Source organism: Burkholderia sp. AU17457, assembly GCF_002223255.1.
In the GTDB taxonomy this organism is placed as follows: Bacteria; Pseudomonadota; Gammaproteobacteria; order Burkholderiales; family Burkholderiaceae; genus Burkholderia; species Burkholderia sola.
Window position 1 is genome coordinate 1,267,427 of sequence record NZ_NKFB01000003.1, and the last position, 13,977, is coordinate 1,281,403.

The 13,977-nt window shown below is 67.6% G+C and carries 11 protein-coding genes; 8 read left to right on the forward strand and 3 right to left on the reverse strand.

Annotation, left to right across the window (positions count from 1 at the left end; all coding sequences use genetic code 11):
* Positions 1-92: 92 nt before the first annotated feature.
* The 4 genes from CFB49_RS08530 to CFB49_RS08545 all read left to right on the forward strand — a co-directional run bounded on the left by CFB49_RS08530 (position 93) and on the right by CFB49_RS08545 (position 4,284).
* Positions 93-1,592 (forward strand): agmatine deiminase family protein, encoded by a 1,500-nt coding sequence (locus tag CFB49_RS08530; RefSeq protein ID WP_089434987.1) that lies wholly within the window; start codon positions 93-95, stop codon positions 1,590-1,592.
* A gap of 331 nt (positions 1,593-1,923) precedes the next feature.
* Entirely contained in the window at positions 1,924-2,739 is an 816-nt protein-coding gene (locus CFB49_RS08535; RefSeq protein WP_089491127.1) for an ABC transporter substrate-binding protein, read from the forward strand.
* A 94-nt stretch (positions 2,740-2,833) separates the two neighbouring features.
* Positions 2,834-3,556, forward strand: coding sequence for an amino acid ABC transporter permease (locus CFB49_RS08540; protein WP_089491128.1), 723 nt, complete (start codon positions 2,834-2,836; stop codon positions 3,554-3,556).
* A 2-nt stretch (positions 3,557-3,558) separates the two neighbouring features.
* Positions 3,559-4,284, forward strand: a complete 726-nt coding sequence (locus tag CFB49_RS08545; protein WP_089491444.1) for an amino acid ABC transporter permease — start codon at positions 3,559-3,561, stop codon at positions 4,282-4,284.
* 56 nt (positions 4,285-4,340) lie between these two features.
* Here the strand turns inward: CFB49_RS08545 and CFB49_RS08550 are convergent, their stop codons facing one another.
* Both CFB49_RS08550 and CFB49_RS08555 read right to left on the reverse strand, forming a co-directional pair.
* Positions 4,341-5,612, reverse strand: coding sequence for a M23 family metallopeptidase (locus CFB49_RS08550; RefSeq protein ID WP_089491129.1), 1,272 nt, complete (start codon positions 5,610-5,612; stop codon positions 4,341-4,343).
* A gap of 324 nt (positions 5,613-5,936) precedes the next feature.
* Positions 5,937-6,599 (reverse strand): TetR family transcriptional regulator, encoded by a 663-nt coding sequence (locus CFB49_RS08555; protein ID WP_089491130.1) that lies wholly within the window; start codon positions 6,597-6,599, stop codon positions 5,937-5,939.
* A gap of 151 nt (positions 6,600-6,750) precedes the next feature.
* On the opposite strand from CFB49_RS08555, the gene CFB49_RS08560 reads away from it, so the two are divergent.
* The 3 genes from CFB49_RS08560 to CFB49_RS08570 are packed head-to-tail and all read left to right on the forward strand — an operon-like array spanning position 6,751 to position 12,569.
* On the forward strand, positions 6,751-7,953 hold the full coding sequence (locus CFB49_RS08560; RefSeq protein WP_089491131.1) for a MexX/AxyX family multidrug efflux RND transporter periplasmic adaptor subunit: 1,203 nt from the start codon (positions 6,751-6,753) through the stop codon (positions 7,951-7,953).
* A gap of 15 nt (positions 7,954-7,968) precedes the next feature.
* Entirely contained in the window at positions 7,969-11,109 is a 3,141-nt protein-coding gene (locus CFB49_RS08565) for a multidrug efflux RND transporter permease subunit (RefSeq protein ID WP_089491132.1), read from the forward strand.
* A complete protein-coding gene (locus tag CFB49_RS08570) occupies positions 11,109-12,569 on the forward strand; it encodes an efflux transporter outer membrane subunit (RefSeq protein ID WP_089491445.1) in 1,461 nt (486 codons plus the stop codon). The genes CFB49_RS08565 and CFB49_RS08570 overlap by 1 nt, the downstream gene beginning before the upstream one ends.
* Positions 12,570-12,919: 350 nt before the next feature.
* On the opposite strand, the gene CFB49_RS35560 is transcribed toward CFB49_RS08570, so the two are convergent.
* Complete coding sequence (locus tag CFB49_RS35560; protein ID WP_141723489.1) at positions 12,920-13,156, reverse strand: hypothetical protein; 237 nt, start codon at positions 13,154-13,156, stop codon at positions 12,920-12,922.
* Positions 13,157-13,414: 258 nt separating this feature from the next.
* Between CFB49_RS35560 and CFB49_RS08580 the strand changes: the two genes are divergently transcribed.
* The gene (locus tag CFB49_RS08580; RefSeq protein WP_069620680.1) at positions 13,415-13,927 is read left to right on the forward strand and encodes a fimbrial protein; all 513 of its coding nucleotides are present in this window, start codon (positions 13,415-13,417) and stop codon (positions 13,925-13,927) included.
* Positions 13,928-13,977: the final 50 nt, after the last annotated feature.

Genomic DNA, 13,977 nt, shown 5'->3' on the forward strand with positions numbered 1-13,977 from the left:
TTCGAACTACTGATAAACGGCGCGGAATCCGTCTGGAAGGACGGACCCCGGTGCGTACGCACGCGCGCCGATTGCGCAATGGAGTGGCATACATGACGAAAAAAGAAACCCTTGCAAGCACGGGCCAGCCCGCGCCGCACATGCCGGAACCCGGCCGACGCGGATTCATCCGGTTGTCGGCCGCATGGCTCGGCATGCCGCTGCTGGGCAGCCTGGCCGCATGCGGCGGCGGTGATGACGCATCGGCCGCGGCTTCCGCGCTGCCGCGGCCGACGCCGTCGGCGCGACAGGCCGTGTACCGGCTGCCGGCCGAAGACGCGCGGCACGCGTCGACCTACATGGCGTTCGCGTCCGGTGCGGACGGCATCTGGTCGCCCGTCACGCCGCAGAACACGGACGCCGGCATCGATCGCGTGCGGGCCGACCTGATGGACGTCGCGAAGGCGATCGGCGCAACCGAGCCGGTGAACATGCTGGTGTTGCCGGCCGATCTGGACGCAGCCCGCGCGCTGCTCGCGACGGCAAGCGTCGCGAATCCCGACCTGCATGCGCGTTATGCGGCGCGCGCCGCTGGCACGGGGGGCGTCACCCTCGTGCCGCTCGCCGACGGTTTCAACGATTTCTGGGTCCGCGACACGGGCTGCCTGTTCGTCCGGGACACGGCGAACGGCAACGCGCTGAACGCGGTCAGCTTCAATTTCAACGGATGGGGCAACGCGAATACCGACGGCGTCGGCCTGGGTGCAGGGGCGACGATCCCGCCCGCGAGCAATCGGTCGAAGGCCGGCAAGTTCTTCCAGCCGTTCAGCCAGGACAGCACGGTGGCCGGCTGGATGGCGCAGACGAAAGGTGCGAACCTGATCCGCAGCACGTTGACGCTCGAAGGCGGCGCGATCGAATTCGATGGCGAAGCGACGGCGATTCTCACCGAGTCGGCCGTGCTGCACGTGAACCGGAACCCGCAACTGTTCGAGATCCCGAACGGCGCAGTCGCCAACGCGACGCTGCTGCCGACGGCGCGCGACACCGTGCTCGCGGAGCTGCAGCGCACGCTCGGTGTGCGGAAGATCATCTGGCTGCCCGGCACGGCGACCTATCCGCGCGGCAGCGGCGCAGGTGGCGCGGGCGGTGCGTCGACGCCGGCCGGCGAGAGCGACATCACCAACGGTCACGTCGACTTCTATGCGCGCTTTCTTGCACCCGGCGTGGTCGCGTGCTGTTACGACGCGTCGAATTCGACCGGCGAACGCGCGTTGACGGACGTCCACCGGCAGCGCTTGGCTGGCCAGACCGATGCGAACGGCCGACCGCTGCGAATCGTCGAGCTCGTGCCGCCGGTCAACTTCGGCACGTCGGCGGGCACGACGCTGAACGACCGGCAGATGTCGCATTTCGCGGCCGGCTACATCAACTTCTATACGTGCAACGGCGCGATCGTCATGCCGAAGTTCAACGACGCGGCGGCCGACGCGGCCGCGGTCGCCGCGATCCGGCCATATGCGGCGGACCGTGCGATCGTGCAGGTCGACATCCTCGGCATCGCGTCGGGCGGCGGCGGCATCCATTGTTCGACCCGCGAAGTGCCGGCATGAGCGCGCCGCGTCATATCGATATGGAAATCGATTCGTTGTCCGTGGCGGGCGATTTCCTTAATCTGACTGCGTAGTTCGTGTGACACCTCCTTGACTGGGATTCGCGCCCGCTGCTTGCAGCGGGCGTCTTTTTTTGCACGGCGACAATGCGTGCCCGCAGCCCGCCTGCCTCATCACGAAACCCGCAGAGCAAAGCACCATTTGTTGGTTCGGATTCGCCGCACGCGCTGATACGTTAGCGGCTTCGCGACGACACACTCCGTCGCGATGTTCTTCGAACCGTGCCGCCGCGCGATCCGCGGCGGCCTCCATAACAAATCAGGTCGTGCTCATGAAAATCAACACGCTCGCTACGTGGCTCGTCGGGGTCGCGCTCGTTACCGCAGGCACCGTCGCCCATGCGGACCGTCTCGACGACATCAAGAAGGCCGGGGTGCTGCGCGTCGCGACGTTCGACAGCAATCCGCCGTTCGGTTATGTCGACGCGAAAAGCAACCACATCGTCGGTCTCGACGTCGATTACGCGAAAGCGCTCGCCGACAAGCTCGGCGTGAAGCTGCAGCTGCAACCGACCAATCCCGCGAACCGCATCCCGTTCCTGACGTCCGGCAAGGTCGATCTCGTGCTCGCGAACTTCACGATCACCGACGAACGCGCGAAGCAGGTCGACTTCAGCATCCCGTATTTCTCGTCGGGCCAGCAGTTTCTCGCGAAGAAGGGCGTGCTGAAATCGGCCGACCAGCTGAACGGCCTGCGCGTCGGCGCGGACAAGGGCACGACCAACGAGATCACGCTGCGCGAGAAATTCCCGAAGGCGACGATCGTCGCGTACGACGACACGCCGTTCGCGTTCGCCGCGCTGCGCGCCGGCAACGTGCAGGCGATCACGCAGGACGGCCCGAAACTGATCGGCCTGCTCGCGAACGTGCCCGACAAGCAGAACTACGAGATCCCGGCGTTCACGATCTCGAACGACTACATGGGCGTCGGCGTGCCGAAGGGCGAAACGCGCCTGCTCGGCTTCGTCAACGACACGCTGAAGGGGCTCGAGGCGAACGGCCGCGCCGCGCAGATCTACGACGCATGGTTCGGGCCGACGACGAAAACGCCGCTCACGCGTATTTTCCGCATCGGCGACAAGACCTGACCTTCGCCGCACGCGCGCCGCGATCGGCCGGAACACCGGCCGCGCGGCGCTTTTCGTTTTCATCCGACCGCGCGCGTCGTGCGCGCTCTACAGCATGCTCGGGTTGGCTCCCAAATATCTGTCCTGGCTCTGGCAGGGCTTCCTGCTGACACTCGGCCTCGCGGCCGCGTCGGCCGTCGCCGCGACCGTCGGCGGGCTGTTGCTCGCCGTGATGCGCCATGCGCGCGGCAGGGCGCCGCGCGCGGCCGCCGCCGCGTACGTCGTCGCGTTCCGCAACACGCCGCTGCTCGTGCAGCTGCTGTTCTGGTATTTCGGCGTCGCGTCGTTGCTGCCCGACACGTGGATCGCGTGGCTCAATGCGCGTCATGCGGTGAGCGCGGGCCCGTTCACGCTCGCGTGGCCGTCGTTCGAATTCGTCGCGGGCTGGGTCGGGTTGAGCGCCTATACGGCCGCGTTCGTCGCCGAGGAATGCGAAGCCGGCCTGCGCGGTGTGCGGCGGGCGCAACACGATGCGGCGGCCGCGCTCGGCCTCACGCCGATGCAGTCGCTGCGCTACGTGGTGCTGCCGCAGGCCGTGCGCATCGCGTTGCCGCCGCTGTTCGGCCAGTACATGAATCTCGTGAAGAACTCGTCGCTCGCGATGGCGATCGGCGTGGCCGAGCTGTCGTATGCGTCGCGGCAGGTCGAGACCGAGACGTTCAAGACGTTCGCCGCGTTCGGCGTCGCGACGCTGCTGTACGTCGCGGCGGTGGCCGCGATCGAGGCCGGTGCGTATGCGGCCACGCAATGGCGCGACCGGCTCGGAGCGGGGCGCTGACGATGGACCTTTCGCTGCTTCTGTCGAATCTGCCGTACCTGTTGGTCGGTGCGTTTCCGGACGGCCCGCTCGGCGGCGCCGCGCTGTCGCTGGTGCTGGCGCTTGCATCCGCGATCGCGTCGGCCGTGCTCGGCGTGGCGCTCGGCGTCGCGATGGCGCTGGCGCGCGGCCCGGCGCGCGTGCTGCTGCTCGCGTTCATCGGCTTCTTTCGCGCGATTCCGGTGCTGATGCTGATCTTCTGGACGTATTTCCTGATGCCCGTGCTGTTGCACATGGATGTACCGGGGCTCGCGACGGTCGTGTGCGCGCTGGCGCTGATCGGCGGCGCGTATCTCGCGCATGCGGTGCACGCGGGGATCGTCGCGGCGGGCGACGGGCAATGGCAGGCCGGGCTGTCGCTCGGGCTCACGCGCTGGCAGACGGTGCGCTACGTGCTGCTGCCGCAGGCGATCCGGATCATGACGCCGTCGTTCGTCAACCAGTGGGTCGCGCTCGTGAAGGACACGTCGCTCGCGTATATCGTCGGCGTGCCGGAACTGTCGTTCGTCGCGACGCAGGTGAACAACCGGCTGATGGTGTATCCGGCGCCGATCTTCCTGTTCGTCGCGGTGATCTATCTGGTGCTGTGCACGTCGCTCGACGGTGCGGCGCGGTGGTTGCTGTTGCGGGGGCCGCGGGCGCGGCTCGCGGCGCAGGCGACGGCCGAGTACACGGAACCCGCGCGGTAACGATGGGCCGGGGAGCCGCGCGTGATGGCGCTGCGGTGTTCCGATGCTTCAGCGCGTCAGCTTCGTTCCGCCGAGTAGTGCGTATCGAAAACCGCCCGCAACGTCGACGGACCGGTCGCAAAATCCCCCCACAGCGGTCCGTCGTTCTGCGCGAACGCGAATGGCGTCTTATTGATCGACGCGAGGCGGAAGCGCCATTGCGCGGCTTCCTGGCGGAATGCGGTGAGCTGCATGTCGGACAGCCCCGTCTGCGCGTTCGCGAGCGTGACGAGCGGATCGACCGGATCGTTCGCGACCCGCACCTCGAAATGCAGGTGCGGGCCGGTGGCCGCGCCCGTCATCCCGACCGAGCCGATGCGCTGACCCTGCTTCACGGTTTCGCCGACCTTCAGCCCGCGAGCGTACGCGGACAGGTGCGCGTAGTAGGTCGAATAGCCATCCGCATGATCGACGATCACATAGCGGCCGTAGCCGCCCGGATCGGTGCCGACGAACGACACGACGCCGTCGGCCGCCGCATCGACCGGCGTGCCGCTCGGCGCGGCAAGATCGACGCCCGTATGGAACGCCATCGCCTGCGACAACGGATGGACGCGCTCGCCGAAAAACGAGCTGATGCGCGTCCACTTGACCGGCATCGTGAACGCGGCGGCTTCGAGCGGCGAACCGTCGAGCGTGTAGTACGCACCGTGTTCGGCGCCCGGCGCGCGGAACCAGATCGCGCCGAACGTGCGGCCGGCGACGCGCAGCTCGAGCGCGGTGAGGCGCGGCGTGCCGTCGTTCGTGTCGAACGCGATGCGGTAATAGTCGCCGCGCTGCGCACTCGCGCGCATCGCGACCTTGCCGGTGACGAGGTCGCCGAGCTGAATGCGTACTTCGGGCGGCACGTCGAGGCGGTTCAGCGTATCGGACAGCGTGAGCTCGATGTCGCCCGCGCGCATCCCTTGCCGGTGATCGGGCGACGCGAACTGGAACAGGCTCGTGTAGCCGAGCATGTCGTTGCGATGCGCGCTGAGCGGTGCGAACAGGCCCGGCTGCAGGCTGCGATCGTTGCGATCGACGTGTTCGTTGCGCTCGCCGATCGTGCGGGCGAGCTCGCTCGTCACGAAATGCTGCGCGGTGGGAAACGGCGTATCGGACAGCACGCGCTGCGGCAGCGCGGCCGTGCCCGAATCGACGGCGCCCGGCAGTTGCGACACGGCCGGCAGCGCGGCCGCGAGGCCGAATGCGGCGAGGGCGCCGAGCACGGCGGCCGGCACGAGCGCGCGCACGGCGCGCTGCGCGCGACCGGGCGCGACGGCATCAGGGGTTGCGACAGACTTGACCAAGGTGTCCACATCCAGGAAAGCGGTTCAAAGGGGTGTGGGCGGGGGCCGCCGGCGGCACATCCGTCGAACGGCGACGGGGCGGGCGGCGGGCGTGCAACAAAACAGGCCCCGCCAGGGGCCTGTGTCGTTTCCGTTCGACCCAACCTGCGGGGCAGTGCCCGCTTCGAACGGCGGCGTGCATACCGGGTCGAACCCGGTTATCACGAAGACGCTAAAGAAAGATGACAGCGTCAGTCTACCGATGTTCCGCGAAACGTTAAAAATTTTAAAGAGGGTCGGCTCACTCGTTTCGCAGTGCGGTAAATCGGGTTAAATCAGCATTTGTTACGACGATTTCCGTGAGTCCGGCAATTTTTGCGCGCGTCGGCGCAGGGCGGTGGACGTGCGGACGGCGTCGAAACCGGCGTCGAGCATCGCCTCGGCGTCGTTCCACAGATTGCCGCGCAGCCGGTTCGTCCAGATCATCGACGCGAACACGCCTTCGAGCAGCGACACCAGATAGACGGCGGCCAGATGCACGTCCAGATCGGCGGCGACCTCGCCGGCCGCGATCGCGCGACGCAGCAGCGCCTTCGTGATCCGCAGCATCTGCAGCTCGAGCAGCATGCGGCGCCGCTGCAGCGCGCCGTTTTCCTCGCTCTGCTCGCACTTCGTATAGAGGATCACGAGTACGCGTTGCATCGGGCCCGGCTCCCCGCATTCCTGCAGGTAGTGCGATGCGGCGCGCCGCAGCGTGGCGAGCGGCGGCAGGCCGTCGCCCGCGTCGAACCCTTCGGACGTGCGCGCGAACGCGCGGTCGCACATCGCCAGGCACACTTCCATCTTGTTGCGGTAGTGGCCGTAGACGGCGCCCCGCGACATCCCGGCTGCTTCGGCGAGGTCCGCCATCGCGGTTTGCGCGACGCCTCTTTCGAGCAGCACAAGCTCGGCGGCGTCGAGGATCCGGTGCTTGATGGCGAGCGATTCTTCCCGGGTCTTGCGGGCCATGTCGTGAAATTCCTTACAGTTCGCTGTCGTTTTATTGAGACAGTGCGTCAGCCGGATTGAAAGCGCATGTATTTAATCAGTCGTGACTGATTATAATCGGCCACCCTGAGCCGCCGCATTGTATCGGCGGGGAACGATCCGAGGTCAGAACATGAATAACAAACGCACCCTGTGGCGCCGCATGCGGCCGGCGCCGTTCGCGCTCGCGGCGCTGCTGGCCGTGGCCGGATGCGGAAAGGGCGACAAGGACACGGCGCCGGAGACCGCCAAGCAGGCCACCGTCGTGACGGTGCGCCCGACGGCCGTGCCGATGACCGTCGAACTGCCGGGCCGGCTCGACGCGTACCGGCAGGCGGAAGTCCGCGCACGGGTCGCGGGCATCGTCACCGCGCGCACCTACGAGGAAGGCCAGGAAGTGAAGCAGGGCGCGGTGCTGTTCCGCATCGATCCCGCGCCGCTGAAGGCCGCGCGCGACGCCGCGCAGGGCGCGCTCGCGAAGGCGCAGGCCGCCGCGCTCGCGGCGACCGACAAGCGCCGCCGTTACGACGATCTCGTGCGCGATCGCGCGGTGAGCGAGCGCGACCACACCGAGGCGGTTGCGGCCGATACGCAGGCGAAGGCCGAGGTCGCGTCGGCGAAGGCCGAACTCGCGCGCGCGCAACTGCAGCTCGACTACGCGACCGTCACCGCGCCGATCGCGGGCCGCGCACGGCGCGCGCTCGTGACCGAGGGCGCGCTCGTCGGTCAGGACCAGGCGACGCCGCTCACGACCGTCGAGCAGCTCGATCCGATCTACGTGAATTTCTCGCAGCCGGCCGCCGACGTCGACGCCCTGCGCCGCGCGGTGAAGAGCGGGCGCGCGGCGGGCATCGCGCAGCACGATGTCGCGGTGACGCTGCTGCGCGCCGACGGCACCGCGTATCCGCTGAAGGGCAAGCTGCTGTTCAGCGATCTCGCGGTTGATCCGACCACCGACACCGTCGCGATGCGCGCGCTGTTCCCGAATCCGGAGCGCGAGCTGCTGCCGGGCGCGTATGTGCGGATCGCGCTCGACACGGCGGTCGACCGGCGGGCGATCCTCGTGCCGCGCGACGCGCTGCTGCGCACGGCCGACCGTACGTCGGTGCGCGTCGTCGGCGCGAACGGCAAGGTCAAGGACGTGGAGGTCACGGCCGACCAGATGAGCGGCCATGACTGGCGCATCACGCGCGGCCTCGCGGGCGGCGAGCGCGTGATCGTCGACGACGTCGCGCAGTTCGCGCCCGATACGGCCGTCCAGCCCGTCGAAAAGGCGCCGCCGTCGAAGGCGGCGCCGGCAGCGGCCGCTTCGCAGGCGGCCGCCCGTCAAACCTGACCGGTTCAAACCAACATGGCACGTTTCTTCATCGATCGCCCCGTCTTCGCGTGGGTAATCGCCATCTTCATCATGCTGGGCGGCCTGTTCGCGATCCGCACGCTGCCCGTTGCGCAGTACCCGGACATCGCGCCGCCCGTCGTCAGCATCTATGCGACGTACCCGGGCGCGTCCGCGCAGGTCGTCGAGGAATCGGTGACCGCACTGATCGAGCGCGAGATGAACGGCGCGCCGGGGCTGCTGTATACGTCCGCGACGAGCAGCGCCGGCGCGGCGTCGCTGTACCTGACGTTCAAGCAGGGCGTGAACGCCGATCTCGCGGCCGTCGAAGTGCAGAACCGGCTGAAGACGGTCGACGCGCGCCTGCCCGAGCCCGTGCGCCGCGACGGCATCCAGGTCGAGAAGGCCGCCGACAACATCCAGCTCGTCGTGTCGCTCACGTCCGACGACGGCCGCATGACCGACGTGCAGCTCGGCGAATACGCGTCGGCGAACGTGGTGCAGGCGCTGCGTCGCGTCGAGGGTGTCGGCAAGGTGCAGTTCTGGGGCGCGGAATATGCGATGCGGATCTGGCCCGACCCGGTGAAGCTGGCCGGGCACGGCCTCACCGCGTCGGACATCGCGTCGGCCGTGCGCGCGCACAACGCGCGCGTGACGATCGGCGACATCGGCCGCAGCGCGGTGCCGGACAGCGCGCCGATCGCGGCGACCGTATTCGCGGACGCGCCGCTGAAGACGCCGGCCGATTTCGGCGCGATCGCGCTGCGCGCGCGGGCCGACGGCGCCGCGCTGTTCCTGCGCGACGTCGCGCGCATCGAGTTCGGCGGCAACGACTACAACTATCCGTCGTACGTGAACGGCAAGGTCGCGACCGGCATGGGCATCAAGCTCGCGCCGGGGTCGAACGCGGTGTCCACCGAGAAGCGCGTGCGCGCGACGATGGACGAGTTGTCCCGATACTTCCCGCCGGGCGTGAAATACCAGATCCCGTACGAGACGTCGTCGTTCGTGCGGGTATCGATGAACAAGGTCGTCACGACGCTGGTCGAGGCCGGCGTGCTGGTGTTCCTCGTGATGTTCCTGTTCATGCAGAACCTGCGCGCGACGCTGATTCCGACGCTCGTCGTGCCGGTCGCGCTCGCGGGCACGTTCGGCGTGATGTACGCGGCCGGCTTCTCGATCAACGTGCTGACGATGTTCGGGATGGTGCTCGCGATCGGCATCCTTGTCGACGACGCGATCGTCGTCGTCGAGAACGTCGAGCGGTTGATGGTCGAGGAGGGGCTCGCGCCGTACGACGCGACCGTCAAGGCGATGCAGCAGATCAGCGGCGCGATCGTCGGGATCACCGTGGTGCTGACGTCGGTGTTCGTGCCGATGGCGTTCTTCGGCGGCGCGGTGGGCAACATCTACCGGCAGTTCGCGCTATCGCTCGCTGTGTCGATCGGCTTCTCGGCCTTCCTCGCGCTGTCGCTGACGCCCGCGCTGTGCGCGACGCTGCTCAAGCCGGTGGCCGGCGACCATCACGAGAAGCGCGGCTTCTTCGGCGGGTTCAACCGCTTCGTCGCGCGCGCGACCCAGCGCTATGCGACGCGGGTCGGCGCGATGCTGAAGAAGCCGCTGCGCTGGCTCGTCGTGTACGGCGCGCTGACCGCGGCCGCGGTGCTGATGCTCACGCAGCTGCCGACCGCATTCCTGCCGGACGAGGACCAGGGCAACTTCATGGTGATGGTGATCCGCCCGCAAGGCACGCCGCTCGCGGAAACGATGCAGAGCGTGCGCGCGGTCGAGTCGGTCATCCGCCGCGACGAGCCGACCGCCTATACGTACGCGCTCGGCGGCTTCAACCTGTACGGCGAAGGGCCGAACGGCGGGATGATCTTCGTCACGCTGAAGAACTGGAAGGAACGCAAGGCCCAGCGCGATCACGTGCAGTCGATCGTCGCGCGCATCAACGAACGCTTCGCGGGCACGCCGAACACGACGGTGTTCGCGATGAATTCGCCGGCGCTGCCCGATCTCGGTTCGTCGAGCGGCTTCGACTTCCGGCTGCAGAACCGCGGCGGGCTCGACTACGCGACGTTCAGCGCCGCGCGCGAGCAACTGCTCGCGGCGGGCGGCAAGGATCGTGCGCTCACCGACCTGATGTTCGCGGGCACGCAGGACGCGCCGCAACTGAAGCTCGACATCGATCGCGCGAAGGCGTCCGCGCTCGGCGTGTCGATGGACGAAATCAACACGACGCTCGCGGTGATGTTCGGCTCCGACTATATCGGCGACTTCATGCACGGCACGCAGGTGCGGCGCGTGATGGTGCAGGCCGACGGGCGGCACCGGCTCGATCCGGACGATGTGAAGAAGCTGCGCGTGCGCAATGCACGCGGCGAGATGGTGCCGCTCGCGGCGTTCACGACGCTGCACTGGACGCTCGGGCCGCCGCAGCTCACGCGCTACAACGGCTATCCGTCGTTCACGATCAACGGCTCGGCCGCGGCCGGCCACAGCAGCGGCGACGCGATGACCGCGATCGAGCGGATCGCCGCGAAGCTGCCGGCCGGCATCGGCTATGCGTGGTCGGGGCAGTCGTTCGAGGAGCGGCTGTCGGGTGCGCAGGCGCCGATGCTGTTCGCGCTGTCGGTGCTCGTCGTGTTCCTCGCGCTCGCGGCGTTGTACGAGAGCTGGTCGATTCCGTTCGCGGTGATGCTGGTCGTCCCGCTCGGCGTGATCGGTGCGGTGCTCGGCGTGACGCTGCGGACGATGCCGAACGACATCTATTTCAAGGTGGGGCTGATCGCGACGATCGGGCTGTCCGCGAAGAACGCGATCCTGATCGTCGAAGTCGCGAAGGATCTCGTCGCGCAGCGCATGTCGCTCGTCGATGCGGCGCTCGAGGCCGCGCGCCTGCGGCTGCGGCCGATCGTGATGACGTCGCTCGCGTTCGGCGTCGGCGTGCTGCCGCTCGCGTTCGCGTCGGGCGCCGCGTCCGGCGCGCAGACGGCGATCGGCACCGGCGTGCTCGGCGGCGTGATCACGGCGACCGTGCTCGCGGTGTTCCTCGTCCCGCTGTTTTTCGTGATCGTCGGCCGCCTGTTCGACGTCGGCCCGCGCCGGCGCGGCGGCGCGCAGCCGACGACGATGGAGGGTTCGCAACCATGATGTTCGCGCTGAATGCACGCGCCGCGCGGCGGGTTCCGGTCGCGCTGGCCGCCGCGCTCGCGCTCGCCGGGTGCTCGCTCGCGCCGCGTTACGAGCGCCCGGCGGCGCCCGTGCCGACGACCTATGCGCCGGTCGACGGCAGTACGGCGCCGGTGATCCAGGCGAGTGCGGCACCGGATGCCGCGCTGCTCGACGACTGGCATGCGTATTTCACCGATCCGGCGCTGCAGGCGTGGATCGACGCGGCGCTCGCGCACAACCGCGACCTGCGGATCGCGGCCGGCCGGCTCGAGGAAGCGCGCGCGCTGTACGGCGTGCAGCGCGCGGACCGGATGCCGTCGGTCGACGCGAATCTCGGCTATGAACGCGCGCGCCAGTACGACCCCGTCGTGCGCGAAAGCGCGATCAGCGGGCTGTATCGCGCGGGTGTCAGCGTCAGCGCTTACGAGCTCGACCTGTTCGGCCGGGTGCGCAACCTGTCCGACGCGGCACTCGCCGAGTATTTCGCGACGGCCGACGCGCAGCGCACGGTTCGTATCGGCGTGATCGCCGAAGTGGCGGGCGCGTACGTTTCCGAACGATCGTTGCACGCGCAACTGTCGCTTGCTCAGCGCACGCTCGAAGCCCGCGAGCGGATGGCCGCGCTCACGCAACGTCGCTATGCCGCCGGCACGAGCGACGCGATCGAGCTGCGTTCGGCCGAAATGCTGGTGGCGTCCGCGCGCGCGTCGCAGGCCGCGCTGCAGCGCGAGCATGCGCAGGCCGTACGGGCGCTGCAATTGCTGGCCGGCGATTTCGCGCGCAACGTGCCCGATGACGCGACCGCGCTCGACACGCTGTCGATCGCGCCCGTGGCGCCGGGCGCGCCGAGCGAGCTGCTCGAACGGCGGCCGGACATCCGGCAGGCCGAGGCGCGGCTGAAGGCCGCGAACGCGAACATCGGCGCGGCGCGCGCGGCGTTTTTCCCGCGCATCGCGCTGACGACCGACTACGGCTCGGTGAGCGATGCGTTCTCGAGCCTGTTCGCGGCCGGCACGAGCGTGTGGACGTTCGCGCCGCGCATCACGCTGCCGATCTTCGCGGGCGGCCGCAATCGCGCGAATCTCGACGTGGCGCACGCGCGCAAGGACATCGCGGTCGCCGAATACGAGAAGGCGGTGCAGACCGCGTTTCGCGAAGTGGCCGATGCGTTCGCCGCGCGCGACTGGATCGACCGGCAGCTTGCCGCGCAGCAGGACGTGTATGCGGCGGACGGCGCGCGGCTGAAGCTCGCGGAGCGCCGCTATGCGGGCGGCGTCGCGACCTATCTCGAACTGCTCGACGCGCAGCGCAGCACGTACGAGTCGGGGCAGGAGCTGATCCGGCTCAGGCAGCTCAGGCTCGCGAACGCGATCGCGCTGTATCGCGCGCTCGGCGGCGGCTGGGCGCCCGCAACGGCGGAGGCCGCGGCTCTCTCGTGACGTGCGACGCGTCGCCTGACGCCGCAGCGTACCGGGTGGCATGACGGCGGCCGTACGATTCGACGTGCGGCCGTCGTTTCGACAGGGTGTGATGCCCGCCGTTTCGCGCGCGCCGCATCGGCGCTTCCTGGCGCTGTTCCACGCATCCTTTTCATCTCCCGGCCGGGCGCAGGCTGCTTGCGCGCTCCCCGCACCCGGCGACCAATCGCGTCGCTCTCCGGCGCAAACGTGTGCCGCGTTCCTTCCTGTTTCATCTCGTCCAATCCGGCATGCCAGCCGCGTTTCAGCGGCCGCGCATGTATGCGATTCAAGATAGGTAATTGACGAACGGATTAATCAATATATTGGAATTAATGGCGGCGGCAAAGTGTCGCGGTAAAACGTTTGTATTCTTGCGCAATCGTTTGCGCGATAAATTCATGTTGATGAAATGCCGTTGTTAATTTCCTGTCAGTTGAAAATGATTCGATATTGGCGTTGTAATTGGGCAACGATGGCGGTGCTGGACAATATTTTGTCCGTTGAGTGGTGGTCGCGCGCAAGCCAATGCCAGCAAGGAAGCGTGCGTCTGCGATGATTTTCGGCAAGAAATTCCCTTAATCTTCAATTGGTTCCGGAAAATCAAAAAGGACTGCGGATAAAAAATCCGGGATTGAAAATTGAAAGGAAGGAATGGGGGTTTGGAGGGGTAAATCGAACATTGTCAGATGTATTTGACAATGATTTACAGAAATCTTTCGCTGTTATCTCGATAATGCCGCCTCGTGTCGGACGGGAGCCACCATGCGCAGCCGTTTGTGTCCGCCACGTCGTCCATTCCATTTGTACTCCTTACAGGAAACCTCATGAAAAAATCCATCCTGAGCGCTGTCGCACTCGCAGCCCTGTCCTCCTCGGCCTTCGCAGCGGGCACCGGCACGATCAACTTCACGGGCGAGATCGTCGCGGGCGCATGCGGCATCGACTCGGGCTCGGTCAACCAGACCGTGAACCTCGGCAAGGTGCCGACCAACGTGTTCAAGCAAGCCGGCGACAAGTCCACCCCGACCAACTTCGACATCAAGCTGACCGATTGCGACACCAGCGTCGCGAAGAACGCGTACTTCACGTTCACGGGCACGTCGAGCGCGGGCCAGCCGAAGCTGCTCGCCACGATCGGTTCGGCAACCAACGTCGGCATCCGCCTGCAGGCCGCGTCGGGCGAATACCTCGACAACGGCGCCGAGCAAAAGGCGCCGACGCTGCTGCAGAACGGCACGAACATCGCACGCTTCGCGGCGATGTACGAAGCGACGGCAGCCGGCGTGACGCCGGGTACCGCCGACGGCGTCGCGAACTTCACGGTCCGCTACCAGTAAGCATCCGTGCCGGAGGAGGGATGCGTGCATCCCTTCCTCCTTCGTCCTTC

Excerpts from the sequence above, each read along its gene's own strand:
- CFB49_RS08530 (WP_089434987.1), top strand. The coding sequence starts at position 93 with ATGACGAAAAAAGAAACCCTTGCAAGCACGGGCCAGCCCGCGCCGCAC.
- CFB49_RS08535 (WP_089491127.1), top strand. The coding sequence starts at position 1,924 with ATGAAAATCAACACGCTCGCTACGTGGCTCGTCGGGGTCGCGCTCGTT.
- CFB49_RS08540 (WP_089491128.1), top strand. The coding sequence starts at position 2,834 with ATGCTCGGGTTGGCTCCCAAATATCTGTCCTGGCTCTGGCAGGGCTTC.
- CFB49_RS08545 (WP_089491444.1), top strand. The coding sequence starts at position 3,559 with ATGGACCTTTCGCTGCTTCTGTCGAATCTGCCGTACCTGTTGGTCGGT.
- CFB49_RS08555 (WP_089491130.1), bottom strand. The coding sequence starts at position 6,599 with ATGGCCCGCAAGACCCGGGAAGAATCGCTCGCCATCAAGCACCGGATC.
- CFB49_RS08560 (WP_089491131.1), top strand. The coding sequence starts at position 6,751 with ATGAATAACAAACGCACCCTGTGGCGCCGCATGCGGCCGGCGCCGTTC.
- CFB49_RS08565 (WP_089491132.1), top strand. The coding sequence starts at position 7,969 with ATGGCACGTTTCTTCATCGATCGCCCCGTCTTCGCGTGGGTAATCGCC.
- CFB49_RS08570 (WP_089491445.1), top strand. The coding sequence starts at position 11,109 with ATGTTCGCGCTGAATGCACGCGCCGCGCGGCGGGTTCCGGTCGCGCTG.
- CFB49_RS08580 (WP_069620680.1), top strand. The coding sequence starts at position 13,415 with ATGAAAAAATCCATCCTGAGCGCTGTCGCACTCGCAGCCCTGTCCTCC.